This is a genomic window from Sphingobacterium sp. MYb382 (genome assembly GCF_037572665.1).
Taxonomy (GTDB): Bacteria; Bacteroidota; Bacteroidia; order Sphingobacteriales; family Sphingobacteriaceae; genus Sphingobacterium.
The window spans coordinates 303,990-330,977 of record NZ_JBBGZT010000012.1 but is presented as its reverse complement, the minus strand read 5'-3'; the positions used below and the strand labels follow the sequence as shown (position 1 = coordinate 330,977).

Genomic DNA, 26,988 nt, shown 5'->3' with positions numbered 1-26,988 from the left:
TTACAGTTTTGTATTGTAAATATTGTAAACTAGATTAAGAACAAGTATATTACTAGAACAAGAGGTTTAGTTATTTTTTTTATGAAAATTCAATTAATCAGTGATTTGCATCAGGAATTTGGTGTATCGGAATTGTCCTTTGATAATGCTGATGTTGTTGTGTTTGCTGGTGACGTTAACTTAGGTATAAAGGGATTGCATTGGATTCAATCAAGAATTAAAGATAAACCAGTGATTTATGTTCTTGGTAATCACGAATATTATAAAAGTGCTTATCCCAAGGTGTTAAATAAACTAAAGTCATTAGCTCTAAATACTAATGTTCATGTATTAGAAGATTCTTTTATTGATATTGACGACATTCGTTTTCATGGCTGTACGCTATGGACAGACTTTTCGATTTTTGGTAATCCGATGGAATATGGCATTATTTGCCAATCTGTTATGAACGATTATAAGATGATAAAGCGAGATCCTTCATATTCTAAAATGCGGACTATTGATACCTACATCATTCATCAAGTCTCTCGGAAGTGGTTAGATAATAGCTTGGAAATGTCTGAAAAAACTAAAAATATTGTAGTTACTCATCATGCACCAAGTTTGCAATCTGTTCCGGAGCAATATAAAAACGATCCTGTAACAGCTGCTTATGCTTCTAATATGGAGGATTATATATTTAAGCATCAACCAAATTTTTGGATTCATGGACATATCCATACGCCAAGTCGTTATCATATCGGTAAAACAGAAATTATCTGTAATCCTCATGGGTATATCGATGAACCTTATAATGGTTATGATAAGGAATTGATTATTGAGGTGTAGATCATTTTAATAATTTAGATATTAGTGTTTTGAGCTGAATTTGCTCTGCCCCAAAAGTATAAATATCTTATAAATTTGTAAAACTTTGTTTTTATTTCCCACTAGCTATTATGTTTTAATTAACTTAAGTTTACCATATTAAGGTTTCCCGTATTTAGTTAAGAATTTTCTAAGTATATTTAAGCTGTAAATATTTTTTTAATTTTTTTTATATAAAATTAGTGAGTGACAATACAAAGCAATGGAAATATTTAGATAATGCTTCTACAACTAGAATTAATGTAGAGGTATTTAATGAAATGATACCTTATTTTAATGAATATTATTTTAATGCATCTAGCAATCACAAAGGTGGTGGGTTGGTAAAGAGTGTTATAGAAAATGCTAGATGTTTATGTGCTAATTTAATCAATGCTACATCAGAAAACATAATTTTTACTTCAGGTTCGACGGAAAGTATTAACTATGTTTTGAAGGGATATTTAGAAGAAAATTTCGCAGTTGGTAATCATATTATTACTTGCAAAACTGAACACAAAGCGGTTTTAGAGACTTGTGAATATCTAGAAACAAAAGGAATTGAAATATCATATTTAGATGTTAAGTCCGATGGATTAATTGATTTGTTCGATTTAGAAAGCGCTATTAAACCAGAAACAGCATTGATTGTAATTATGTTTGCAAATAATGAAACTGGTGTGGTTCAGGATATTAAAGGAATTGGTGAGATTGCTCAAAAATATAATGTAAAGTTTTTCTGTGATGCTACTCAAGCTATTGGTAAAGTACACATAGATGTTAACAGTTTAGGTATTGACATGCTTTGCATGAGTGCACATAAGATTGGTGGACCAAAAGGAATTGGCTTTTTATATGTTAAAAATGGAATAAAGCTCACTCCATTACTTCATGGTGGTTCCCAAGAAAATAATAATAGAGCTGGGACATATAATACACCACTTATAGTTGGTTTAGGTAAAGCTTGCGAAATAGCAAGTAACAGTCTTTTAGAAAATCAAATTTTTTATAAAACACTATTCGATAAAGTAATAGAATCTGTTAATAAAATCGATAATACTAGGTTAATAGGAGCTACTGAGAATAGAGTTTATAATATTCTGAATATCAAAATTGAAGGGCTAGACGCATCCATTTTTGTAGAAGCATCAGATGATTTTGCTGTAAGTAATGGTTCCGCTTGTACTTCAAGAATTATAGAAGGCTCTCATGTTCTAAAAGCAATGGGGTTATCAGATAAGGAATGTAATGAATGCTTAAGGATTTCGTTTGATACATCAAACTCTATAGTTGAAATAGATGATTTTTTTAAAAAAATTTTAAATGCTTAGAGACATAAATCTACCTAAATCTTATACTTACACATCTAAAAATGAATTTGACCCTTTCCGATTTCATCTAGAGTGTCTAATGAAATCTAATTCCTTAGATCTTCTATTAGGCTATTTTAGTTCAGGTGCAATAAGATTATTATCTATTGGTTTCGCATCTTTTATTCATAGGAGTGGAAGAATTAGATTAGCGATAAATAATGTTTTATCTAAGAATGATAGAGATGTTTTTGAGAAGGGGCTTGAGAAGAATTTTCCGACTGATTTGATTGACATAACGAATCTTAAAGAACTTAAAACTAAATTATCTGAATATAACACTCATTTTTTTGAATGCCTAGCTTGGTTAATTTCTAATAATAAAATTGAATTTGTAATAATAACACCAAAAGAAGGTAATGGAATTTCTCATTATAAAGAAGGAGTTTATTCAGATGGGATTGATAAAATTGCATTTTCAGGCTCACAAAATTTTACAGCATATGGGTTGACTGAAAACTTAGAAACGTTAGAATGTTTTCCAAGTTGGATCGAAGGGAATAATGATAGGGTACTAGAGAAAACAAAAAGAATCTCAGCTACGATTGAGGGGAGACGAAAAGATGTCTTGAATTATTTGAGTATTGAAGAAATAAAAACGGAAATAACTTCAAATTTTGGTGATAAAGAATTGGATGAACTTTTAGTTAATGAAAAAAAACTATTAACTAAAGTTGAAAAAGTATCTAGTTTACCTATTTATAAAGAATTTGATGAAAAATTAGACGAACAAATTGCAGAATTAGAGTTATCACCAAGATTTCCATTTAAAGAAGGACCAAGAGATTATCAAATGCGTGCCTATGAAAATTGGGTTGCAAATGACTACAAAGGGCTCTTTGCAATGGCAACAGGAACAGGAAAGACCTTAACTTCTTTAAATTGTGTACTTCAAGAATATAGAATAAATAATTTTTATAAATTTATAATACTTGTTCCTACTACAGCATTAGCTAAGCAATGGGTTGAAGAAGCTAGTGTGAAATTTAATTATCAAAATATAGTTTTATGTTCAAGTGAAAACTCTAGATGGGAAGATGATTTGTTTCAAGTAGGCAAAAGTCTAGTTTTTGGTCGGTCTGCTAATTATGGTATTATCACAACGTATGCTACTTTTAAAGGGAATAAGTTTCAAAACTTGTTAAAAGAGTATTTTTATAGGGATTTTGATAATATTACCTTAGTTGCTGATGAAGCTCATAATTTTGGTTCTGTAGGTTTTTTAAAAGTTATTCCAAAGTTTATCTCCAAAAGGATAGGGCTTTCAGCAACACCAGAGAGACAGTTTGATGAAATTGGAAATAAAACATTAAATGACTATTTTTCGTGTTCTGATGATGCATATACATTTGAGTATAATATGAAAACTGCAATAGAAAATGGTATTCTTTGTCGGTATTATTACTATCCAATGATTGTAAATCTAGAACTTGCTGAACAAGAACGGTATCTGAAAATTTCAAAAGAATTAATTAAATATATTGATCCACAAACAGGTAAGTACAGAGAATCTGATTATGTAAACAATCTTTTGATAAAACGAAAGAATATTATACATAAAGCTTCTAACAAGTTAAGCTCTTTACTGTGTATTGTAAACAAAATAGGCAGAGATAGCTTTACTAAAGCATTTATTTATGTTCCGGAAGGGGTTGAAATAGATGCTTCAGAACATGATCAGATTTCTATTGAAGTAGAAAATGAAACTAGTAAATTAATAGATAATTATATCAATGAATTGTACGATCATTTTCAATTGAAAATGGCCAAGTTTACAGGTGAAACAAAAAATAGAGACCAAATTTTAACTCTGTTTAAGGATGGTAAACTTGATGCTCTTTTAGCCATGAAATGCTTGGACGAAGGGGTTGATGTTCCGCAAACTCAGTATGCCATTTTTTGTTCTTCGACAGGAAATCCTCGTCAATATATTCAACGTAGGGGGCGGGTTTTAAGAATGCATGAAGAAAAGCAATTTGCAGTTATATACGATTTAATAGTGAAACCAACCATAGACCATACCAATATTGACGAATCATTATCAAAAATGGAGAAGAATATATTTCTCTCAGAATTAAAACGCTTAGTGAATTTTGCCGTATTGAGTGAAAATAAAGATGAATCCTTAAAAGGGCTGGAAAGTCTTTGTTATGATTTGGATATAGATATATATGAATTAGCCAATAATGAACTAAATAATTATAAAAAAATATGAAATCATTAAATGATTCTTTAAGAGATGAATTCAGTGAAATTCTTCAAAGGGATGAATATAGAGAGGTGATTGAAGATAAGAATTTAGATGTAACTTTATTAAAAAAAGCATTTGATACGTTGTTGAAATATAAATCAGATGTTGATATGGTTGATAAGTCAAAAACAGAGTTTGAAAACTATTTGATTAACTATTTTAAATCTCAGAAGAATGATAATTAATAGGGTAGAAATAAATAATTTCTTTTGTTATATAGGTGAGAATGTTTTTGAGTTTGATAAAGGCTTAAATATTATATCCGCTAAAAACTCAGGTGGTAAATCACATCTATTTAATGCATTTCACTGGACTTTTTTCAATAATATTTATGTTGATAAAGAGTTTGATACAACTAAAAAAGAATGGAAAAATGCATCTAAAACAAATGTTTTACCTGATTATGTTGTGCAAAAATCAGAAAATGAGGATTCCATAAGATCTAGTATTAAAATTACCTTAACAGCCGAATTTCATGAGAATGAGGAGGCTAAAAATAATTTAGTTGAGTATCATTTTGATAAAGAGGTTTTTTACAAAAAAGTAGATAATGAGATAATTCTAATATCAACTCCCGAGTTATCAATTTGGTACGTTAAGGATGGTGAGACATTTTTCTTAGATAAAGGAGAACATAAATGGTTTATAGATAGGATTTTCCCTGTTAGTATTCGCAAGTTTATGTGGTTTCAAGGGGAGACAGTTGATGAGCTATATGATTTTAGTAATCCCGCTACGCTAAAATATGCCATAAATGAAATATCATATTTTCCAACTTATGAGAATCTGGTAAATGTTACTAAGAAATCAGTGGGTAGTATTAGTGATAAAATTGATAAAGAAGTAAAAAAGACTAAAAAATTGTCTGAGGATCAGGAAAAAATACTTAGGTCAATAGAATATTCAAAGAATAAGCTTGCGTCTTATAAAGATAAAAAAAGTGATGCCCTTAATGAGTTGGAAAACATTAAAGAATCCATCTATAAAGAAGAAGAAAAAATTAAGGGGCAAGGAAAATATTCTGAATTGAAAACAAAACTTACTAAATATGAGTATGAAATACGTAGTATCAACGATAAAATAGAAAGTTTAAATCATTTTGGAAAAGAAGCTTTTATTTCTAAATGGATGTTAAACAAATGTGATTCTCTCGTTAAGGCTTCTAAAACTAACTTGGATTTGTTAGCTTCGGAGGTTAAGAAGCAGCAAAAAACAGAGAATCCAGTACCTATAACATTGCCAGGGCCTGAATATGTTCAGAAAATGTTAGACGATCATATCTGCTATATTTGTGAAAGAGATGTCGAGGAAAATTCACCCGCTTTTCTTGCGTTGCAAAGTCGTATGGAAGATTTTAGAAATAACCAACTTCAAAGAATACTTTCAGACAATGTAACTGAGCTTAACAAAGCAAAGCGTAATTTATTGAATGAGTTGCCTGATTTAGCGAATGAGGTTACTAAATATGATGCTGACATGAGTAAATTAATCGCTCAAAGAAAGAAGGCACTTGTTTCAAGAGATAACTTATATACAGAGTCTGGGATTACAAATGCTACAGAAATAACCCTGGGTTCTGAAAATGCTGAAAAGATATTAAATAAAATTCGAAGCCTACAAAATAGTAAGGAAAGTCTTGAACGACGAATTCAAGGTTACGATACTGATTTTACCCATGAGGAAAGGGAGCTTACTGATTTAGAAACTAAAAAATCGATATTTATCTCTGTGCAAGATGGAGAGAATATTTCAGAAGTTGAAGCACAAAAATACATTAACATTATTCATAGAGCTTTAAGTGATTTGAAATCAGAGGCCTTGGATAACCTCATAAATGAAATTACTATCGAAAGTAATAGTCTTTATAAAAAATATTTAGGAGGTAAAACGCAAGGTGAAATTGAAATTGATAGAGGAGTTCGTATTATCGATAAAGAAACAAAAAAAACATTATCAAATTTAAATACAGCCGAATTAACTGCTCAAAAGTTAGCTGTAGCAAATGCTTTTTTGTCTTTAAGTGCTAAAAAAATGAACCGTTCTTTTCCTTTATTAGCTGATGCTCCAACTTCTCAATTTGATGATGAAAATACTTTGTCATTAACTGAAAATTTATCAAATTCTTTTGATCAGATTCTTATTATGTCGAAAGATTACAACAAATTAAAAGGAGCAGAAAGAGAGCTATTTATTAAAAAAGCTAATATTATTAAATATTACGAATTGAATAATGATCTGATTGATAAATCCGGAGTTGATTCTAGAACCAATAAAAAAACCTACATAAATACTGTAAAATAATGGAAAAGCTATTTACCGAAATAAATAAGCGTAATGTGCATTATGGAAATTACGTAGAGCAAATTAGAGACATGTTTGCCCGCAAGCAAGAATCTTTGAAAAAGCAAGACGATAAATTCTTTTCAAAATATTGGCAAGTGTATGCTTGGTCTGCAATTATAGGTTTTATCAATGATAAAAGAGAAGATGGTGCAGATTTACCTCATCAATCTTCATTTCAATATCAGATGATTACGAATGGATCTAGCTCAGTTGCGGATACGTTATTATTAATGGCTATTGGTAAGGTTGAAGCTAAAGAGGTTAAAGATATTCTTAATTCTCGTAAGTTGTTGACTATTATTAGTGAGTATGCAGAAGGTGGTGCAAAACATATTCTTGAAATTAGACAAACACCAGGATTGGAGAGAAAGTTTGATAGTCCTGACGATTATTTAATTGAGATTATTAAAAGATAATATGACTCTAAATATATTTATTGACAATTTAAAAAGAGATAAAGCAAGAGGTGTAATTGCGCCCCATCAGATTGTTCTATTATGTGCTTTATATAATCTTTTCGAACGATATGATAAAGTTACTTTCGATATTGAAGAGTTAAATACAGAATTTCAACTCGTTTGGAAAGAGAATAAAGATAGATTCCAAAGTATAAGTAATATACTAGGTATGCCATTAAAAGCTTTATTGAATCAAGGACATGTTAATTTAAATTGTTCAAATAAAGTGTTAGATTTTAGGAGGTTAAATAATTTGAAAACAAATATTAAAAGTGTTCAGATAGGGACAGAACTCTCGAAAATTTTCACTTTAGAAAATGTAAAAAAAACTTTAATTAATCGTTTGAATAAATAAAAGATAAGTTCCCTCAGAAGGGACTTATCTTTTATAGATGTATCTGTATAGATCAAATATTAATTTAGCATCTTCCAAAGCAGAATGAATATTTGGCCTTTTTATATTCAATAGATTTAAATTATTATCTAAGGAATTTTTTTTAGTAATGACATTATTTATATCATTGTAATATTTCATTATAGATTGTAGATCCAAGTGACGATAATTTATTTTATTGAAATCTCTCATTCGATTATTTCTATGGCACATCCTTCTAAAAAAAGTGACGTCAAAAGAAATGTTCCAACTACAAAAGCTATAGTTAGTACCCATTTTATTGAAAAATAAATCTAAGACTTCATCTTCCAAAGGTTCGTTACTTAAATAAGTGAAATCTTTAATACCATGAGTCTTCTTAGCGCTTGCTTTGAAAGGTCTTTTAAAATTCGGGTTAATGAAGGAATGAAATGATTTTGTAATTTCTAAATTCTCATCGATAAGAATAGCTCCTATTTCAATGGGACGGTCTTTAAACACATCTATTCCTGTTGTTTCAAAGTCTATAAAACAAATCATTTTTTAAATATCTTTCGTAGCAAAAATGGATAATGGAAGTGACATCGACATGCTGTAGAATTTATTTCTTGCTTGATTTAAAAAATATGAACTAGAAATAAGTAAGATATAAAATACCACATATGGAGGACTAAAATTTTTAATTAATGTTACATTAATGCAATCCAGCTTTTGAAAGCAGAGGAGTATTAATGATACAATCCCAATTATAAAATTTAATGTTGCACAACTGTTAGATAACTCTGATCTAAAGGTATGTGTGTATATTTTTGCATCTGCATCAGGAATATACGACATAGCTAGACTTCGTATAGTTCTTATTGCTGTTTTATTGTTATAATTCCTATTAAATTTAGTATTTAATTTCTTTAAAGTAATACTAAACTCATCTCTATTTTTAATTTTTTCTTCTATTCTTTTCTTAAATGCTAATACAGGTTTATCACCATCATAAAACACAACATTTATACCATATATTATATATCCAATGATATATGAGGTAATAAAAAATACTATATTATTATCTGAATAAGGTGCCTTAATTTCAAAAATTATTTCCATTAAAATTAATAATAAAGCCCCTGGAATTAGATATCCTAGAATGTCCCAAATAAACTCTTTAATATACTGTACTGTATTTTCCATAAATATTGCTCTTTTATATAAAACAACTTGCGCAACCATCACCTTCCGCTTGCATAATTTGGTCTTGCCAAGATAATCCGGCTTTTTCTTTTTGGCGGTGCGTTTTGATATAATGATCTTTTTTAATAGCGCTTACACGTTCTACTCTTCGTAGATCCTCTAGATTTTCTTCCATCCATGTGTAGCCTTCCTTTTCATAAGCTATTGCCTCTTCAAAGAGTTGAGGATGTTGCTCTAACAACCAAACCCATTCAATTTTTTGTTGGTAGAAGCAGAAAAAACATCCTGAGCGACTACGGGAATAGGTTCCTTTCTTAATTTCTCCATCAATTTCTACACTATATTCAATAGGTTTATAATAAGCAGGAATTCCAACACCAGAATCCTCTAATAATTGAAAGATATCATCAATAACAAGATTATCATCATTATCTATTAGAGAAAAAGACTCTAATTTTCCAACGGGATAATCTGTTCCTTTTAACCATTCAAAAACAACTCTATTAAATAGCTTTACATTAGTATCTAGTAAAGCATTGTGTTTCTGTTTTTGTGTATACCTCATCGAGATTGGTTGTTGAACATACTTCAAAATTAAATCTATATTGTCCGGATTCAATTTTGAATATTCATTTTTGATAAAATCAATGTTAGCGTTATTTAAAAATTTTTTGATAACATCCTCACTCCAAATATTTCTTCTAAATGGAAAAATAGTTTGGATATTCTCGCGTTTAGAGATGTAACCGTCACGATTTTCATCACCTCTAATCCCAACATAGGAAATAGTAGGTTCATCACCAATATGTTGTTCAAATGGCTCTAACTTCATTTTATTAGTGCACCATCTTGCTGTTGCCGATGGAAGGTATCCACCGTACATTGCTAAGAAATGGTCAAAAGGATTTTTCATTGGTGAATTTACTTCATCAATCGACTTATAAAGACTAATGTCCTTTCCTAAAACAGAATTTAACTTACTGATTAAATCATATGTTTCTGTAAGTTCTTTTCCTGTATCACAAGTATAATAGTCAATATCAATTTCAGCATGTTTTTGACTCATATATATCGCCAAAGCAGCGCTGTCTTTTCCTCCGGAAATTCCTAAAACGTGTTTTACTTCTGACATCTCTAATTATTGATTAATTCCTCATTTAACAATTGAAATAACAATTGTTTACGTTGTTTTTCGCCTAATTTAGCAATGATGTCTAATACTTCATTTTTGGGTTTAGCAATTTCACTTTCAAATGTATCATCTAAAATAAGCTTGTTTTCTTTTTCTTCACCATTTACATCGAGAAAAGTTAATGAAACCATTTTTCGATTCAAGTCAGACTTGAATTCATGCAGTTCAGAAACTTCAAATAGTTTCCTCGAATATGTTGAGACATTATTCATCAGAATAATTTCTTCACTATCTAACATTTTATCAATAGGTCTTCCTAAAGCAACATCAGCAACAGATTTTAACCAAGACTCTCTATCATCAATTGGAGATATTAATCTTCTATAGAAGATAGCATTTTCTTTACCTAATAGTTCTGGTTTTATCGAATGTAATCTTTCAACAATTTCTAATTTATAATGTTTAAACTCTGTGTTCTCACACTCAAGACTATTTAGTATTTGTTCTTCAATACGATTTAATAGTTGATCATAAGCTGTTCGAATCTCTCTAATTGCATCCTGGATATGGAAGATATAGGTATTGAAATCCTCTTCATTTTGTTCAAAATCAACATTGTTGAATCCTAATGCATTAGGGAATAAATTGAATAAGGCATCTTCAGGATCCTTAGCATTATGAATGGCCTCTCTAAAGTTGATAGCTTTTCCACTAATTGATTTCGTTTTTTTGCTGTATTCATTTAATGAATTGTAAAAACGTAAAAAGTTTCCATAGACTGTTAAGAACGAAGATTTTATTCCTAATGATTCATTATTTACTTGTAAAAGCTCTTTATAACTTTCTAAAAGATTAAGCTTTAACCCTTCAATTCTATAGCTTTTAATTGAGTAGTGAGATGGGCTTTTATAGATTAAATCCAAAATATCTTCGTCAATATAAGGAATGAAGCCATTTGCTTCATGGAATAAGGCATAATTTTCTTTTTTCAAGATTAAATATGCTAATACCCAGAGATCTAAAAAGCCTTTTTTAAGCTTATATGGGGCTTCACCTAAGATTGTATATAATTCCGAAAGCTTTCTTCTAGAAGATACAGTACTATTTAGAAATCCTTCGCATTCATTCCATAGTGGTAACCATGTCGTTTCTGCAGGTGTGCCAAATTCATAATATCCCAATTTATCATTGAATCGATGTATTCCTTTATCCTCAAATAGAGAAATATAAATAGCTTTTTCTGGTGGAAATTTGTCGTTTTCAAATCCTATATTGGCTTCCGAACTATGGTTTAAAAGTTGTGTAAATAATCTTTTACGTGCTGTGGAAACCTGAGAACTAATAAACTCTCTATTTACCAACTCATTTTTATAAGTAGGTTCGTTTTTGTATACAATCTCACATATAGTAGATAACTGTATATTTAGCTGCTTTTTATTATAAATTGTTATTTCCTCTCCGTTGAATACCCATTGGTTTTCATTATTCTCAATAAATAAATCGTGTAGAATATAATGTTCTAACTGCTTTTCATAATGCTTGATCTCATTGTCGATAATTTTTTTAGCAACTTCATCATCTTTTCTTGTATCAAATATGTATTTTAACTTATGGATATTGAATATAGTCTGATGAATATTTTGCGTGTTTTTATAAAGTACAAATAAGTTGGCTCCAATATTTTTCGAGACCGGATTGATTTTTTTGATATTTATTTTTTCATCAAAAATCAAATTAATATATCCATCAATTGAGCCTGTTGCTGTGCTAATATCATTAATGTTATTTAAAATTCTGAACTCAAAATATCGTGGGGTTCCTTTTTCGTAAGAATACCTTTTTGCAGAGAGAATAGGGAATTTTATCAATGAATTAACTTCTTCCTCAAGGCTGAAATCTAGATTGATTTCTTTAGAAACATTTGCTAATTCCTGATCAATATCTAAATCGGTTCCTTCTAGAAAATTTATTTTTTGGCTGTGTCTATAAAAGCGAATTATACGGGCATTCGTTAACTGTTCGATAACATTACTAATATCTTTAATTGAGTAATGATAAGTTAGACTTAGATATTGACTTAATACTTTTTCATCTAGAACTGAATCTGGTTTTCCAAAAATAGTAAGTAAACAGATACATTTGATAACTTGAGAAGCTATGGTATACTTTTCTTTATCATCAAAAATTAATTCAGCACGATCAAAAGCCCTAAAAGTAATTTGCCATTGTACACGATGAGGGTTTTTGTAGTTGTTGATTTCGCCTGAGAGATTTTTTACGATATAATCGAAAACCTGATCTACAGAATAATTTTTTTCTGATATTAGCCCATTGCCTTCTAAATCAGATAAGAAGGAAAATAGGGATCTTTCATTTTGTCCATAACGTTGTAAACTATTAACTAATACGTTGATGGATAGCCAGTCTAAAGGATATATAGAATCGACTAAATCATCAAAAATATCGTTATTAACAGTAAATAATTTTGTTGTTTTTAACAAAGAACTTAATTGTGTGTGATTTTCCGTGCTAAGTTTTTCAAATTTTAATCCACCTAATGTTTTACTAGCAAAATAAATAAGTTGTTCAATAGGTTCATTAAATAAAAGTTCTTTGAACCTTCCTTTTACTTTCTCCCATTCTCTTTTTTCAATGTTACTTAAGTTGTTACTATACTCAGAAAAGTCTTGGTGTAAAGTGATAATGAAATTTATTTTTTTTGCTTCATCATTAGCCCATTCAGCAATTAATTGAATCAGATATAAGTCTTCCGAATTACCTGTTTTGTTTATGTATTCCAGAAATTTACCAAATTCATCAATAATTAAAATTAAATTTTTGTTCTTCTTTTGAGATTGAGCGTATATTTCTTCCAAAGCATCAATAATTGACTGATGAGTGTTTTCGGTATCAAGTAGCTTTGAAAAACTTTTGCTAATAGGAGTGTTTTCACCTATTAATTTTATGAAATCATAACCATTTTTATTCTCGATATCTGAAGAAAAATAGGGCTTTTCAGCACGAAGATTTTTTTCGGTTGCCCAAAGAAAAGTAGATTTACCCGTTCCATAATTTCCAATGATTGTGAATGATTTTGAAGATTTATTTTTAGAATGAAAAATACTATTGAAAATCTCTACAGAATTCTTTGTAACGATATAGTTGAGTTCTTTATTTTCGTCTCTTAAAATATTTGTAGATATATTTCTAGTTTTCATAATGTCTTCTTAATAAGTTTACTTTGTTGTTTTCATCATAATCTTTAATCTGAATATTTGCAGTTCCAGCGTCTTCGTTATAAACAAATAGTGATGATATGGTATTCAATTTATGAATGTGTTCTTCTAGACTATCATTGCTTAAGCAAAAATAATTCCCAATGGTTTCCTGTAATAGTCTAAAACTTAAACTTCTAGAGTTTTTACTTTCACTTATTAATAATACTGAATAAGCAAAAATATATGGAGGTATATTCCTGTTCGTTTTGTTTATTTTAAATGGATTGTTGTCCGATTTTTCAATTAGATTAAGCTCTAAAAGTGGCGAGTTGAAATCGTCTTCTAATGTTTTACTTTCTCTAATAGAAGAAACATAAGATCTAGTAAATACTTTGAAATCTGTAGATAACGTATTGGAACTTATTGTTTTAAGGTTGTTGTCTTCAATATGTTTAGTTAAGAAATTTATAACCTTTTCTTCAGTGAATTCGTGAGTCACTTTGTCATTGAAGTATTTACAGAATATAAGATTGAAAATGCTTGCATATTGAGAATGACATAAATGAAATTGTAAAAGCCAAAGTGTACCTTCATCTTCTAGATATGGATCAAAACCATTTTGACCTAAAAGAAATTTTCCTATTTCCGATATTTTATGATTGTTAGTGATATGAAATGATTCAAGCCAATATTTAACAGAAGAAACCATATTTTTACCAACTCCTAAGATTTTAATTGCTTCTGATGTGTTATTAAAAGCTGTGTTTCCTTCTTCTTCGATTAATCTAATTCCTTTCAATAGCCACTGTTGTTTACAATGAAAGGTGTCATGTCCTGAAAATCTTAAGCTCATTTTTTTATGAAATAATAAATTACATATCAATGGACAAATGTCTCCATTGATACTTTGAACGAAGATATAAAATAAATGGATGATTTCATCCATTAGAATATTATATGTTGAAATTAATACAGTAGATTGTATAAATTAAATTATCCTCTATCTGAGGATAGAAGTTATTAAATTATTGAATTTAGTCATTTTAGTTACTATAAATCGTGTTTGACAGTAACTAAAATATATTTTATTAGTTTTTTGATTATTTTTTTTGAATTTTGTAATCATGTTGTCTCATAGTTCGCAGTTTATCAAAATTTGATGGAAGTGCTAGTGAATTAGTAATTTATCGTGATAATATGTGTTTGGTAATTAAAATAATTAATTATATTTAATTTGTATTTCCTGTAGATTATATATATACCTTTGTTGTAGTTTTTTGTTGTTTAACATCTTGGTTATTTGGTGTTTAAGGTTGGTCGTCAAGGACAGGTTACTTATGCACGAGCTGGCGTAAAAGGGACTACCATTTCGAGTAGAACTTTACTGGAAAAATGCGAACGTGCAGTATTGGCAGCTAAAGTAAATGCACTTCAGAATGCACCAGATTCGCAAACCGGAGTTATCACATTTAATTTTAAAATGCGATAGGAGGGAAAGGTTGTTTGCTTATTAAGTATTCCTTATTTATACTTTAACGACAAACTATCATTGTAAATTTTGCCTTCGATCAAAGCTAAGTGATAAATTTTCGGCGGCTGTTTCTTTCTATCGTATATCATCTATAATTCCCATTTTCTACATGATTTGACGAGTTACTCAAGTATTATTCATTATTTGGGTGCTTTTTTATGTAGTCTTTCATCATTTCGCCAGGCTTTTTCCCTACAGCTTTTTCGATAAGCAGGAACTCATAAGGTTCTGGTGCTCCGGTTTTGAAATACATATCTTTTAATCTTTTTTCAGTAATCCCAGTCTTCATACTGATTATTTCAAGTGAATTTTTTCCGGGTATATATTCTACGCTATCTGTCTCAAAGTTTTCCTTCATATATGAACCAAATTTGTTTATCGAGCTCATATCCTTTTTATCGGCTTTGATTTGTGTTAGATTAAAGTTACGATGAGCGTAAACAGAATCTCTAGCATTCTCTATAGTATCACCAGTATTAACAGCAATAAGATAAAAAGAGTGAAGAGAAACACCTTTGCGTTTCTTAGTAATTATCTTACTTATTTCACCTTTGGAGATATTAACTTTTTTAGCCAATTTTTCGTTAGATAAACCAAGTAATACTTTCCTAGAAACCACGTAAGCAGAAAAATTATCTAAATCTATTTTAGTATATTCGTTATCAAGCATGATTTATAGTTGTGGGTTCCTTTTGTTTTATTTGTTTTTGTGGAACCATTTTATTACATTTGATTAATCCATTATAAAAAAGATAATTAGCTATCTTTAAAGACGATTTCCTTTCGATAAAAGACTCCTCCTCATTTTACAGCCCTTTGCATAACAGAAATATACCGTTTAGGCTGTTTTATACGTATTCATTCCGTTTTAAAAAAATGAAGATAAACTATACACGGAGCAATACATTTCATAATGCACTAATCTAGGATTAGCGTAATTGGCTATATGAAAACTGCGGTTAAAGCATAGGTGCAGGACAATCCAAGCATAAAAAGGAATGCTCCACATCAACGTTTTCATCTAAACATTAAACTAAAAATAGCTACCTAACATCAAGATATCATCTAACTGAAAAAAGGGGAGAGGAAAATACGGTAAACATTTTTCCGATTTGTAAGGTTTGAATAATCTCGTAATTATAAAAGCCGCATTGACCTCGTATCCCTACCGACCACCTTATTGTGCAAGCTTTTATGCAATAGCTGAAACACAGAAAGGTCATCGATTTAGTTTGTTTTTTTATTCTTAAGCAGCTTAAAAATAGCAAACTTTTCTTGCTCCTCCAAGTATGAAGCTTTATTGCCCCTATCGCTTCGCAATAATCGTGGTCGGTTCTCTTTTTAAGACGATTTATATTCTGCGTTATCATTTTCATGGAATCAGGATCTATTGCGTGAATTCGGTCGTGCAGCATTTGTTTTAAGGTTGATCTTTACACGTATAACCAACTTGTAAAGGGGAGCTTTAGCGATAAGCGTATTTTTTACTACAAACCATTAAACTTCAAAATTATGACAGATTTGTATGCCTTAGCACCGCTATGGCGAAACATTAACCCTAAGACAAACTATTCTGTTTGCCTTTTAGCTACAAAAGCAATTTTACAAGAGGTATCGGCCACGATACTACATGTTGTTGCCAAATTTGGTTTACCTCTCTCGGCGGTATTCGCGCAAGAGCGAGCTGTGGCTGTGCAGCAGCTATTTCCGTGGTGCAGTTCTCCGACCGGCAGGTGTATTCATACATTCGGGCGGAATCACATGCATACAACCCCCAATCTATTAGATAGAAATAATGTTCATCCTTTAATTGATCAGACATGAGGAAAAGATTTATTTTACTAATAGGCTTGCTTAGTTTCTTTAGCAGCTATAGTGTAGGACAAACGGTTTTGAATGGTGTGGTATCCGACCCGGCAGGATTACCATTGCAGGGTGTTTCTGTGCACGAAAAAGGTACACAGAACGGTACTGTAACCGATGGGGATGGGAAATTTAACATTACCGTTAGCCATACGGCGTCTATTTTGACATTCACCATCGTAGGTTATCAGGTTGTAGAGCAAAATGTTAATCAGCAGCAACTGTTTAATATCGTCTTAAATCCACTTGTAAGCGTCTTAGATGAAGTCGTGGTAACCGCCTTAGGGATTAAGCGGGAGCAAAAGGCTTTAGGCTATGCTGTACAAGATATCAAGGGCGATCAGTTGGCAAAAGTTAAAGGTGTCGATGTGGGAACAACCTTAACTGGGCGTATTTCGGGACTTCGTGTGATGAATAGTACGGAGTTTAATCGGTCTCCTTCCATACAATTAAGAGGGATGACACCTATTTTGGTTATCGATGGGGTTGCTTACGAAAATATGAATCTGCGGGATGTTCCGGTTGATAATATTGAGAACGTAACTGTTTTGAAAGGAGCGACGGCTACAGCCCTTTACGGGAGTATGGGAGCCGGTGGCGCAATCATGATAAGCACTAAGAAAGGTTTGGAGCAGAAGGGAGTTGATATATCCGTGAATTCAAACAATATGTTTTTCTCCGGTTATTTGGCTTTGCCAAAAGTACAATCTTCCTATTCTGCAGGCTACGGCGGAAGGTACAATACGGATGACGAAGTGTGGGGAGATAAATTGGATATAGGTAGAATCTATTCGCAATGGAATCCATTGACCAAACAAATGGAAGAAAGTGAACTTACCTCAAAGGGTAAGAACAATTTTAAGAACTTTTTGGAGCCAGGCTTTATTTCTAACAACGCTGTTAGTTTTACCAATCAAGGGGAGAACGGTAGTATTCGGACTTCTATTAGTCATATTTATAATAAGGGACAGTATCCAAATACGAGACTTAATATGACGAATATCGCTGTATCTGGAGAGACTAAAATATCGGATAAAATAAGTTTGGAGAGTCGCTTTGGGTATAATAGACGTTATGCCCCCAATGACTTTGGTGCAGGCTATAATGATCAAGGCTATATCTATAATATTTTAGTGTGGACAGGACCAGAGTATGATCTTACGCAGTATAAGGATTATTGGCTTGAAAAAGATGTAAGCCAAAATTGGCATTACAAAGCTTGGTATGACAACCCGTATTTGACGGCTTACGAGAAGTTGAGTTCTGAGCTCGTAAATAAGGTAAATGCAGCGGTTACCTTAAATTATCAGGTCGCAGACTGGGGGAAAATCATGCTTAGAAGTGGTTATGATTACTACGGTAATACGCGTCAGCAGACTAACCCAATGGGCATTTATGGCACGCGGGGTGGTTATAGCGGCTTTCATAATAGAGGTAAATACTGGACAGATAAAAAGGATGGATTTGGGACAACCAACGATTTAATTTTTACGGCGAATAAAGAATGGGGAGATTTTAAGGTTGACGGTTTAGCTGGTGGAGCCATTTTCTATAGAAGGGATAACGTGATTGCGGCTTCTACGGTAAATGGCTTATCTATTCCAGGATTTTATTCACTACGAAATTCTGTAGACCCTATTGCTGGGTATGAAAGCAAAAACAAGGAAATGGTAAACAGTGCCTATGCACGGGTATCGATTGGATGGAGGAATGCTATTTTCATAGAAGCAACAGGGCGTAATGACTGGTCGTCTACATTGCCAAAAGAAAACCAATCCTACTTTTACCCTTCTGTTTCGAGTAGCGTCGTTTTTTATGATTTATTTGAGAAGTACAAACCTACTTGGTTGTCCATGTTGAAGGCTAGAGGCTCCTGGGCCGTTACGAAGTCTGTTCCCAGTCCTTACGAGATTGTTCAGAATTTTAATGTTAGTTCCAATGTCTGGGATGGTATGTCTACTGCTTCCTACCCTGATGCAATTAAAGATTTTTCTATATCGCCCACCCAGCGAAACCTGACAGAATTTGGGGTCGATGTTTCCTTATTTAATAATCGGGTATATGGTAATTATACACGCTATTATAGATTATTACATAATGTGACTACTTACGCTGCTATTTCATCGGCAACGGGGTTTGAATCTCGATTAATTAATACGGGAGAGCAAACGATGACGAAAGGTCATGAAATTACTTTAGGAGGTGCGGCTTTGAAAAAAAAGGATTTTCAGTGGGATGTGATGGTAAATTTATCTCAAAACTTGTCCTACTATCATAAGCTGGATCCAGCGTATTCAGCGGATGCTTTACACGTTAAAGTTGGGAAAAGAACTGATGCCTATGTTACGCGCGACTGGGAGCGTACTCCAGATGGTCAGATTATTCATAATGCTGCCGGTATGCCTGTTAGTGCAATCCATGCATCGAGGTTGTTCGGTTATACAGCACCTAAATGGTTTTGGGGTTTTACGAACCAATTTCGGTACAAAGATTTTAGCTTGTCTTTAAGTTTTGATGGACGCATTAAAGGGCTTTCTTATTCCAATATGAATGCCCGTTTATGGCAAACTGGTGCACATCCTGATGCGGACAGTAAGGAGCGTTATGAAGAAGTTGTTAACGGTAATCGTACGTTCATTGGTTCTGGTGTTAAAATTATCTCAGGTAACGTTAGTTATGATAAATATGGACAAATATTGAATGATGATCGTGTTTTTGCACCCAATGAGACCATTGTGTCGTATGAGAGTTACTGGAAAAGAGCATATTCTGGCACTCGGAATATTTGGGATGAAACCTTTATAAAACTTAGAGAAGTATCCTTAAGCTACAATTTGCCTGACCATATCCTTGGTCGTTTAAGGGTGAAAAGAGCCGCAATTGGTGTTACAGGGCAAAACTTGTTTTTATGGACTAAGGAATATCGGTTTTCAGACCCTGATGTAGGCTCAGATGATTTAAATTCTCCATCAATGCGCTATGTGGGATTCAATTTGAGTTTAAGCTTTTAATCAATTTTACTAATCTCGATTACCATGAAAAGAATATATATATACGTTCTATTTATACTCGTTGGAATAGGCACCGCCTGTTCTAATTTTGATAATATAAATACAGACCAGGAGGCTACTAACAAGGTTACGTCTCCAATGATTGCAACAAGAATCATTTTGAATTTAACGAAGCAGCCTACTCAAAAAGGATTCCTTCAACCTTACATGTTAAACAAAAATATTGTATGGACAGAGTTCGTTGAAAGTTATCAGTATAATGGTTTTGGATCAGTTTCGTTAAGCTTCACGTCTATTAATGACGCCCATTTTATGCCGAAGTTTGCAACGTCAGAAAAATTAGCTAAATCATATGAAGGGTTAATGTATTTTGCCCGTGCAGTTAAATTTTTTGAAGCAACGATGGATTTAGGCGATATTCCATATCATGATGCCCTTAAAGGAGAGGAGGAAAAACTGTATTTCCCTAAGTATGATACGCAGAAAGAAGTGTTACTTGGGATACTAAGGGAACTGGAACTTGCTGATAATGCTTTTTCTGAGGGCGATCAATTTGAAGGAGATCCTATTTATGGCGGTAATATTCAGAAGTGGCGTCAATTGGTTAATAGCTATACCTTGCATGTGTTACTTCAGGTTAGTAAGAAAGAAAGCGATATAGACCTGAATATTAAAGATCGTTTTCAAAAAATAGTAACGAATAAACCAGTCTTTACATCCAATTCGGATAGTTACCAACTTACACATGCAGATAAAAATGGGCAACAATATCCCTTCTATAAAGTGGGCAATAGCTTTACGATTTATCCAATATTATCCTCAGAAGTTGTTGATCGTTTAAAAGATAGGAGAGACCGACGTGTTTTCTACTATGCACATCCTTCACCTGTACGGTTGAAAAATGGTAGCACACAGTCAGATTTTGAAGCTTATGTAGGCATTGATCCTTCCTTAATCTATGATAATATCTTAGATATTAAAAATACCAATGATTACTCTAGGCTTAATAACAGATATACGGAAATAGCAACAGGGGAGCCTACGCAAAAATTAGCTTACGCCCAATTTTGCTTTATAATAGCCGAAGCCGCAGTGCGTGGTTGGGTAAATGAGTCTGCTTTAGATTGGTGTCAGAAAGGAACGCGCGCTTCTATGGAATTTATTTATGCAAATACACCCAATGATATACAGTATCACCATGGGATGCCATTGGACAAAGCCTATGTAGATAATTATGTAAGCGCTATGACTTTGCCTGCTGGAGTCGAAAAACAGCTAGAGGAGGTTGTTACACAAAAGTACCTAGCAAGTTTTTTGCATTCATCATTTAATACCTATTACGATTATAGGCGGACAGGATATCCAAAATGGAAGATAAATGAAGCGTCAAGTTTAAATTCTGAAGCACCAACAAAAGTTCCGGTGCGGTGGCGTTATTCCGCTAATTAATTTAATTATAACACATAAAATGTAGACGCCGCTGTTTTAAGACAGTTTAATGGTGTAGATGATATAAATCAGTTAATGTGGTTACTGAAGTAGTATGCCACAAGATAAAAGGAAAATGATGCTTCGACTTGTTATCCAGAGCCTGTCGAAGGACAGCATGACAAATTGAATATGTACTGCAAAACAAAAAGATTTGCTTTGCTAAGAAGAAGGCCTAGGCATCTGCTGCGTAAATCGAAGCGCAGGAAATTCCGCAAGAAGAAAACTCTGTTTGAGCGGAGCGAGTTAGTTTTGTTCCGGAATTTGCAAGCGAAGATAGCAGCGTATGCCAGCCTTGATTTTTGCCACCCTTTTCATCAAGGAAAAGTGTGAAGCCTCGTCCTGGCTAAGGACACGCGCTAAAATTGAGCAAAAGCCTTCAATAAGCGTTGCAAACGCTATTCTCCAGCATCCTCGTTTCAAACGAGGACGATAGATAGTGCAAATAAGATTCTCTAACGTGATGCTTCGACAAACTCAGCATGACAAATGGAGAATGATGCTTCGGCTTGTCATCCTGAGCCTGTCGAAGGACAGTATGACAAATAAGAAAGAGGACTGCAAATTGAAAATGTACTGCAAAACATAAATGACTTGCTTTGCTAAGAAGAAGGCCTAGGCATCTGCTGCGTAAATCGAAGCGTAGGAAATTCCGGAAGAAGAAAACTCTGTTTGAGCGCAGCGAGTTAGTTTTGTTCCGGAATTTGCAAGCGAAGATAGCAGCGTATACCAGCCTTGATTTTTGCCACCCTTTTCATCAAGGAAAAGAGTGAAGCCCCGTCCTGGTTAAGGACACGGAATATAATTAAGAAAAAGACTTCAATAAGCGTTGCAAACGCTATCCTCCGGCATCCTCGTTACAAGCGAGGACGATAGACAGTGCAAATAAGATTCTCTAACGCAATGCTTCGACAAGCTCAGCATGACAAATAGGATAGAGGAAGTACAAAAGAAAGATGTGTTGCAAAACAAAAAGACTTGCAGTTGCTAGAAGGAAGGCCTAGGCATCTGCTGCGTAAATCGAAGCGCAGTAAATTCCGCAAGAAGAAAACTCTGTTTGAGCGGAGCGAGTTAGTTTTGTTCCGGAATTTACAAGCGAAGATAGCAGCGTATGCCAGCCTTGATTTTTGCCACCCTTTTCATCAAGGAAAAGGGTGAAGCCCCGTCCTGGCTAAGGACACGCACTATAATTAAGAAAAAGACCTTATGAGCGTTGCAAACGCTATCCTCCAGCATCCTCGTTACAAACGAGGACGATAGATAGTGCAAATAAGATTTCCTAACACGATGCTTCGACAAGCTCAGCATGACAAATAGGATAGAGGAAGTACAAAAGAAAGATGTGTTGCAAAACATAAATGACTTGCAGTTGCTAGAAAAAAGGCCTAGGCATCTGCTGCGTAAATCGAAGCGCAGTAAATTCCGCAAGAAGAAAACTCTGTTTGAGCGGAGCGAGTTAGTTTTGTTCCGGAATTTGCAAGCGAAGATAGCAGCGTATGCCAGCCTTGATTTTTGCCACCCTTTTCATCAAGGAAAAGAGTGAAGCCTCGTCCTGGCTAAGGACACGCGCTGTAATTAACAAAAAGTCCAAAATTAGCGTTGCAAACGCTATCCTCAGGCATCCTCGTTACAAACGAGGACGATAGATAGTGCAAATAAGATTTTCTAGCACGATGCTTCGACTTGTCATCCTGAGCCTGTCGAAGGACAGCAAGACACAAGGGAGAATGATACCCGTTTACAACAAGAAAATCTCCTAAACCATCCACCTATCAAAGTCAAACGACCAACCGTCAAAAGGAATTCTATACAAGCCATTACCTAGCGATATTTATCCCAGTATTAGAAAGACATTCAAATATATCCCTAGTAAAACAAGGGATAGTATCGGTTAAGATGTCTTAACATAAACGTTTAGGTATTACTAAAAAATTAAAGACATGAAAAAGTTCATTTTGTTATTAATGATTTGCATGAGTACAGTAGCATCTTTTGCTAAGGAGATAAAAGATATAGACACAAGTGTGAAAAAAGTGCGCATAGGGATGAAGATGAAAAAGGTAATCTCAATTATGGGCGATAGCTATCAAATAATCTCCGTCCGTGAGGGAGTCGTCGTCTTAGGATATACAGCTACAGATAATACCAGCATCTACAAGTTGCGGTTTGTAGATGATAAACTAAAAGAGCTCGATAAAGACTGGTGCAGAAGTCGTTTTGGATTTCCGTATAAGATACAGGTAAACAACTTGGGAGGCGTTGTGGGGACGCCAGATTTTAAAAAGGCAGAGCAAAACTAAGTGCTAAGAAGAATGATTTGCGGAGAATATATCAGTTATTCTCCGCAAATCATTCCGTTAATATGCATCGGTTATTCCTTCTCAAATTCTTCGATATATCGAAGAGTCGTTTTTTCCGTTTGAATAATATATTGGAGAAGTAATTTTAATAATTCTTTCTTATTACTATCCGTTTCATAGAGATTAGAATATAAGAAGCCCATTAGGTATTCCGTTTTACTTTTTAGCAGTTCTTTATGCTCTTCAATCGTAGATAAAGAAGTCATCTTCTTGTAGCTAACCAAATCAATCTTAGCATTTGAGACAGCCTTCCATGTGCTTAACTTTATCGAGGGAATATTTATCCCCCCAGATTTACGGATAATATCCGCGATAGTGGCATTCTTGTTAGCTAGCGCATCAATTAATGCTTGCTGCTCAGGAACATTCTCTTTGATTGCATTTTTTGTTTCGCCCAACTCGCTATTGATGGATGAAAAAACCTGCTCGATATAAGCAGCGTCTTTTCGTTGAGCATTCCAGTTATCTATAAATAACGCAATTAAGATACCTGCAACCACAGGGATAATCTCCTTGATAAATTGAATGCTATAGTTTTTTAGTTGTTGCTTCATAAAGTTTGTTACTAGCATGTTTAATGCAGCCATATGCGAAAGGCTGGTCGTTCCTATTTTAGGTAATCCGCTGTATTTACCAATTCATATTTAGGACTTCTTTTCAGAAATTCATTTAGAAAAGCAGTGTGTGTACCCCCCATAATGATGAAAATACGATCGTCAGCCTTTACAGGAATTTGATTTAAGTTAGAATATATACGTAAGTTTCTTCTATAAAACTTGCTAGCCTCATCAGCACCCTCAAAGTTACCTTTCGTGCTGTTGTAAGTTAATATATCCGCGTTAACATTGATAAGCTTTGTGAACGTTTCACTTAGATTGTAAAATTTCAATTTGTCTACCGTAGAAAGCTGTTGAAGTTGCGTGAAATCTTTTAAAACGCCAGCTGTATATTTTTTTGCGATGACGCTATCCACAGGGTTTTCTAGTTCATTGCCGATATTGTAGTTGTAGGCAGCCGTCTCTTGTTCGTCGATGGCGTAGATATGTTTTACTCCCGCAATTTTACCGATTTCATAGGCAATTAAAGCAACCTCTCCACCGAATTTAGGTTTGTAATTTTTGTCGTTTAAGAAGTTCGTATAATCATCATTCAACTGTTGCGATTTATTCGGTGTAACCTCCACACAGATTACGGTAGGTTTGAAATCTGCGAGCATCTTTGCTATGGCGTACGTTTCTGCTTTATTTTTTTCGTCCTTTTCGTCAAACTCCACTTTATGTGCATCTGGCGTATAAGCCATATGAAAGGTGGCGAAATTTAGTACTTTCACTTTTTGAGCAAAGATGTTGCCCGAAATAAAGAGGCTTAGGATAAGTAATGTTCTTTTCATTATATAATTTTTTAGACAAATAAATGTCTTGAAATACGAATAAAAGCGATTTTTACAGGCAAGTCAAAAAAGTCTTTTTCGTCGCCTAAATTAAAGAAAAAAGCGATTGTAAGAAGATAAAGCTATAAGATTTTTATACTATTTAGTAAGCATGATGTATAATGTTATGGCTTTATAAGTAGGAGTAGCTTCGCAAAGCTATAGTGTTGAATTAGATGTGCTATAGTTGTTTACTTTGGAAAGAATTTACTAGATTTATGAAAACTAATTAACCTAAGACCATTATTCCCGTGAGAAGCTTAGTTAAATATAACGAATTGCCTGATGGGCTACTTGTCGAGCATCTGCGGATGCATGATAAGCGGGCTTTTACCGCATTGTATGAACGTTATTGGGAACGACTATTTCACAGCGCAGCACAAACCTTGAATAGCGTTGAAGAGGCAGAGGAATGTGTTCAAGATATATTTTTTAGCTTATGGTCCCGTCGAGAAACCCTCGTTTTAAAGCATAGTATTCACACCTACCTTAGTGTTGCCGTAAAATATAAGGTTATCGATCAATTGAATAAGAAGCATAAGGATAAGCAGATGCTTTCTGAAGCAATACAGTTTATGGTTACTGACGCACCATGTGCTGAAAGCTACCTCCTGGAGAAGGAACTTATAATGAAATTAGAGCGTACCATAGCTCTTTTGCCTGAAAAATGCCGTGTCGTTTATCAAATGAGCCGTGATAAAGGCAAAAGTCATAAAGAGATTGCTACGGATCTTCAGATTTCAGAGAAAACAGTAAACAACCACCTTGTTCGTGCCCTTCGGGAAATAAAAGAAAGTATCACGGCTGTAATTCCCATGCTTTAGTTGCTTTTTTCTTACTTACCCATCTATTTCAAAAAAAAGTATCAGTAGACTAGGTATACCCTGTCATTATAAAGACTATAGTGTATAGACTTAACCTTTATGATAGACGAAAACCAGGAAAAAGCTTACATAGCAGAACTTGCCGTCAAGATTAAAAATAATACCATCACGCCTGCGGAGATGGCATATTTTGATGATTGGTATAAACGGCAAACCCAAAAGGAACTGCTGGTTGATACTGCTTTTGCAAAGAACCGTGCTGTACTTAAAAACCGAATTCTAAAAAAAATAAATAAACAGATTGCAGAAGAGGAACGTCCTTATGCGCGCATACAACGACGTTGGAAACCTGTGGCCGCTGTGGCGGCGATGTTGCTAGCCGGTCTACTTTTCACCTATATCATTCAGCAGTCTCCTGCAAAACAAGAAGCTGATGCTATGGCAGCTATACAGCCTGGAGGGAACTATGCTATATTAACTTTAGCGGATGGCACAAAGGTGAACCTTTCGGAGCGTGCCGATGGGACCATTGCTCATGTTGCTGGCGCAAAGCTCCTAAAAACGGCTGATGGACAGCTTATTTATGAAGCTGATGGCACAGGAGGGGGGAGTCGTAATGCGTATCATACGGTAGAGGCTCCTGTTGGAGGAAAGTGGTTAGTGATTCTGCCAGATAAGTCTAAAGCATGGCTTAATGCGTCGTCGCGTATTAGTTATCCGACAACGTTTAGTGGAGGAGAACGTCGTGTAAAGATTCAAGGAGAGGTATTATTCGATGTTACACGCAATGAAAAAGCACCTTTTATCGTCCAAAGTAAAGGACAGGAGGTACGCGTTCTCGGTACCCAATTTAATGTAGAGGCCTATCCCGAAGAGAAGAATGTGAAAACAACACTTATTGAAGGATCTGTCGAAATTAGAACGGGTAAGAAGCCTTTGTTACTCATCCCTGGGGAACAGGCTCTTGTTGGCGAAGCCGGAATGAGTAAGTCTGTGGTAGATGTCGAAGCGGCCATCGCTTGGAAAGATGGTTATTTTAAGTTCTATGAAAATATTGAAAGCATCTTAGCAAAAGTGGGCCGTTGGTATAATGTAGATATCGTTTATACCACAAAACCGGATGCTGCAAGCACGTTTTCCGGTAAAATATCTAGAGATCGTGATATAGGAAGCATCTTAAAGATGCTAGAATATGATTCCAACTTACAATTTAAAATAGAAGGAAGGAGGATTATCGTTTCAGAGAAATAATGAAAAAAGTAAGAACCGATTGCCAATTTGTATAGGTGCAACCAATGCCTTTACG

21 protein-coding genes are annotated in these 26,988 nt (G+C 33.6%); 13 read left to right on the top strand and 8 right to left on the bottom strand.

The window, feature by feature from the left end:
• The first annotated feature begins 81 nt into the window (after nt 1-81).
• The 7 genes from WH223_RS06525 to WH223_RS06495 all read left to right on the top strand — a co-directional run bounded on the left by WH223_RS06525 (nt 82) and on the right by WH223_RS06495 (nt 7,623).
• The gene (locus WH223_RS06525; RefSeq protein WP_340046738.1) at nt 82-828 is read left to right on the top strand and encodes a metallophosphoesterase; all 747 of its coding nucleotides are present in this window, start codon (nt 82-84) and stop codon (nt 826-828) included.
• A 221-nt stretch (nt 829-1,049) separates the two neighbouring features.
• Entirely contained in the window at nt 1,050-2,177 is a 1,128-nt protein-coding gene (locus WH223_RS06520) for a cysteine desulfurase family protein (protein ID WP_340046737.1), read from the top strand.
• Nucleotides 2,170-4,431, top strand: a complete 2,262-nt coding sequence (locus WH223_RS06515; protein WP_340046736.1) for a DEAD/DEAH box helicase family protein — start codon at nt 2,170-2,172, stop codon at nt 4,429-4,431. Before WH223_RS06520 ends, WH223_RS06515 begins: the two co-directional genes overlap by 8 nt.
• Nucleotides 4,428-4,652: a hypothetical protein gene (locus tag WH223_RS06510; RefSeq protein ID WP_340046735.1), complete on the top strand. Its 225-nt coding sequence runs from the start codon at nt 4,428-4,430 to the stop codon at nt 4,650-4,652. Before WH223_RS06515 ends, WH223_RS06510 begins: the two co-directional genes overlap by 4 nt.
• Nucleotides 4,642-6,768, top strand: a complete 2,127-nt coding sequence (locus WH223_RS06505) for a hypothetical protein (protein WP_340046734.1) — start codon at nt 4,642-4,644, stop codon at nt 6,766-6,768. The genes WH223_RS06510 and WH223_RS06505 overlap by 11 nt, the downstream gene beginning before the upstream one ends.
• Complete coding sequence (locus WH223_RS06500; protein ID WP_340046733.1) at nt 6,768-7,226, top strand: hypothetical protein; 459 nt, start codon at nt 6,768-6,770, stop codon at nt 7,224-7,226. Before WH223_RS06505 ends, WH223_RS06500 begins: the two co-directional genes overlap by 1 nt.
• A 1-nt stretch (nt 7,227) precedes the next feature.
• Entirely contained in the window at nt 7,228-7,623 is a 396-nt protein-coding gene (locus WH223_RS06495) for a hypothetical protein (RefSeq protein WP_340046732.1), read from the top strand.
• 24 nt (nt 7,624-7,647) lie between these two features.
• Here the strand turns inward: WH223_RS06495 and WH223_RS06490 are convergent, their stop codons facing one another.
• From WH223_RS06490 to WH223_RS06470, 5 genes are read right to left on the bottom strand one after another with little or no spacing between them, the layout of a single operon-like run.
• A complete protein-coding gene (locus WH223_RS06490) occupies nt 7,648-8,181 on the bottom strand; it encodes a 3'-5' exonuclease (RefSeq protein WP_340046731.1) in 534 nt (177 codons plus the stop codon).
• A 3-nt stretch (nt 8,182-8,184) separates the two neighbouring features.
• On the bottom strand, nt 8,185-8,826 hold the full coding sequence (locus WH223_RS06485) for a hypothetical protein (protein ID WP_340046730.1): 642 nt from the start codon (nt 8,824-8,826) through the stop codon (nt 8,185-8,187).
• A gap of 13 nt (nt 8,827-8,839) precedes the next feature.
• Nucleotides 8,840-9,958 (bottom strand): phosphoadenosine phosphosulfate reductase family protein, encoded by a 1,119-nt coding sequence (locus WH223_RS06480; protein WP_340046729.1) that lies wholly within the window; start codon nt 9,956-9,958, stop codon nt 8,840-8,842.
• A gap of 2 nt (nt 9,959-9,960) precedes the next feature.
• Entirely contained in the window at nt 9,961-13,176 is a 3,216-nt protein-coding gene (locus tag WH223_RS06475) for a hypothetical protein (protein ID WP_340046728.1), read from the bottom strand.
• Nucleotides 13,166-14,029: a DUF4007 family protein gene (locus WH223_RS06470; RefSeq protein WP_340046727.1), complete on the bottom strand. Its 864-nt coding sequence runs from the start codon at nt 14,027-14,029 to the stop codon at nt 13,166-13,168. The genes WH223_RS06475 and WH223_RS06470 overlap by 11 nt, the downstream gene beginning before the upstream one ends.
• A gap of 447 nt (nt 14,030-14,476) precedes the next feature.
• On the opposite strand from WH223_RS06470, the gene WH223_RS06465 reads away from it, so the two are divergent.
• Nucleotides 14,477-14,665 (top strand): hypothetical protein, encoded by a 189-nt coding sequence (locus WH223_RS06465; protein ID WP_340046726.1) that lies wholly within the window; start codon nt 14,477-14,479, stop codon nt 14,663-14,665.
• A 175-nt stretch (nt 14,666-14,840) separates the two neighbouring features.
• On the opposite strand, the gene WH223_RS06460 is transcribed toward WH223_RS06465, so the two are convergent.
• Entirely contained in the window at nt 14,841-15,377 is a 537-nt protein-coding gene (locus WH223_RS06460; RefSeq protein WP_340046725.1) for a hypothetical protein, read from the bottom strand.
• Between the two features lie 1,150 nt (nt 15,378-16,527).
• On the opposite strand from WH223_RS06460, the gene WH223_RS06455 reads away from it, so the two are divergent.
• The 3 genes from WH223_RS06455 (at nt 16,528) to WH223_RS06445 (ending at nt 23,369) form a co-directional block, all read left to right on the top strand.
• On the top strand, nt 16,528-19,581 hold the full coding sequence (locus WH223_RS06455) for a SusC/RagA family TonB-linked outer membrane protein (RefSeq protein ID WP_340046724.1): 3,054 nt from the start codon (nt 16,528-16,530) through the stop codon (nt 19,579-19,581).
• Between the two features lie 24 nt (nt 19,582-19,605).
• Complete coding sequence (locus WH223_RS06450) at nt 19,606-21,030, top strand: SusD/RagB family nutrient-binding outer membrane lipoprotein (RefSeq protein WP_340046723.1); 1,425 nt, start codon at nt 19,606-19,608, stop codon at nt 21,028-21,030.
• Nucleotides 21,031-23,009: 1,979 nt separating this feature from the next.
• Nucleotides 23,010-23,369, top strand: coding sequence for a hypothetical protein (locus tag WH223_RS06445; RefSeq protein WP_340046722.1), 360 nt, complete (start codon nt 23,010-23,012; stop codon nt 23,367-23,369).
• Between the two features lie 71 nt (nt 23,370-23,440).
• Here WH223_RS06445 and WH223_RS06440 read toward each other — a convergent pair whose 3' ends face one another.
• Both WH223_RS06440 and WH223_RS06435 read right to left on the bottom strand, forming a co-directional pair.
• Nucleotides 23,441-23,983 carry a hypothetical protein gene (locus tag WH223_RS06440; protein WP_340046721.1) on the bottom strand — a complete coding sequence of 181 codons (543 nt, stop codon included), beginning with the start codon at nt 23,981-23,983 and terminating at the stop codon, nt 23,441-23,443.
• Between the two features lie 53 nt (nt 23,984-24,036).
• On the bottom strand, nt 24,037-24,819 hold the full coding sequence (locus WH223_RS06435; RefSeq protein WP_340046720.1) for a DUF5694 domain-containing protein: 783 nt from the start codon (nt 24,817-24,819) through the stop codon (nt 24,037-24,039).
• Between the two features lie 290 nt (nt 24,820-25,109).
• On the opposite strand from WH223_RS06435, the gene WH223_RS06430 reads away from it, so the two are divergent.
• Together WH223_RS06430 and WH223_RS06425 are read left to right on the top strand one after the other, a co-directional pair.
• Nucleotides 25,110-25,682 carry an RNA polymerase sigma-70 factor gene (locus WH223_RS06430; protein ID WP_340046719.1) on the top strand — a complete coding sequence of 191 codons (573 nt, stop codon included), beginning with the start codon at nt 25,110-25,112 and terminating at the stop codon, nt 25,680-25,682.
• Between the two features lie 99 nt (nt 25,683-25,781).
• The gene (locus WH223_RS06425) at nt 25,782-26,933 is read left to right on the top strand and encodes a FecR family protein (protein WP_340046718.1); all 1,152 of its coding nucleotides are present in this window, start codon (nt 25,782-25,784) and stop codon (nt 26,931-26,933) included.
• Nucleotides 26,934-26,988: the final 55 nt, after the last annotated feature.

Excerpts from the sequence above, each read along its gene's own strand:
- WH223_RS06440 (WP_340046721.1), bottom strand. The coding sequence starts at position 23,983 with ATGAAGCAACAACTAAAAAACTATAGCATTCAATTTATCAAGGAGATT.
- WH223_RS06460 (WP_340046725.1), bottom strand. The coding sequence starts at position 15,377 with ATGCTTGATAACGAATATACTAAAATAGATTTAGATAATTTTTCTGCT.
- WH223_RS06480 (WP_340046729.1), bottom strand. The coding sequence starts at position 9,958 with ATGTCAGAAGTAAAACACGTTTTAGGAATTTCCGGAGGAAAAGACAGC.
- WH223_RS06445 (WP_340046722.1), top strand. The coding sequence starts at position 23,010 with ATGAAAAAGTTCATTTTGTTATTAATGATTTGCATGAGTACAGTAGCA.
- WH223_RS06485 (WP_340046730.1), bottom strand. The coding sequence starts at position 8,826 with ATGGAAAATACAGTACAGTATATTAAAGAGTTTATTTGGGACATTCTA.
- WH223_RS06470 (WP_340046727.1), bottom strand. The coding sequence starts at position 14,029 with ATGAGCTTAAGATTTTCAGGACATGACACCTTTCATTGTAAACAACAG.
- WH223_RS06505 (WP_340046734.1), top strand. The coding sequence starts at position 4,642 with ATGATAATTAATAGGGTAGAAATAAATAATTTCTTTTGTTATATAGGT.
- WH223_RS06425 (WP_340046718.1), top strand. The coding sequence starts at position 25,782 with ATGATAGACGAAAACCAGGAAAAAGCTTACATAGCAGAACTTGCCGTC.
- WH223_RS06490 (WP_340046731.1), bottom strand. The coding sequence starts at position 8,181 with ATGATTTGTTTTATAGACTTTGAAACAACAGGAATAGATGTGTTTAAA.
- WH223_RS06455 (WP_340046724.1), top strand. The coding sequence starts at position 16,528 with ATGAGGAAAAGATTTATTTTACTAATAGGCTTGCTTAGTTTCTTTAGC.
- WH223_RS06515 (WP_340046736.1), top strand. The coding sequence starts at position 2,170 with ATGCTTAGAGACATAAATCTACCTAAATCTTATACTTACACATCTAAA.
- WH223_RS06500 (WP_340046733.1), top strand. The coding sequence starts at position 6,768 with ATGGAAAAGCTATTTACCGAAATAAATAAGCGTAATGTGCATTATGGA.
- WH223_RS06525 (WP_340046738.1), top strand. The coding sequence starts at position 82 with ATGAAAATTCAATTAATCAGTGATTTGCATCAGGAATTTGGTGTATCG.
- WH223_RS06450 (WP_340046723.1), top strand. The coding sequence starts at position 19,606 with ATGAAAAGAATATATATATACGTTCTATTTATACTCGTTGGAATAGGC.
- WH223_RS06435 (WP_340046720.1), bottom strand. The coding sequence starts at position 24,819 with ATGAAAAGAACATTACTTATCCTAAGCCTCTTTATTTCGGGCAACATC.
- WH223_RS06495 (WP_340046732.1), top strand. The coding sequence starts at position 7,228 with ATGACTCTAAATATATTTATTGACAATTTAAAAAGAGATAAAGCAAGA.
- WH223_RS06475 (WP_340046728.1), bottom strand. The coding sequence starts at position 13,176 with ATGAAAACTAGAAATATATCTACAAATATTTTAAGAGACGAAAATAAA.
- WH223_RS06510 (WP_340046735.1), top strand. The coding sequence starts at position 4,428 with ATGAAATCATTAAATGATTCTTTAAGAGATGAATTCAGTGAAATTCTT.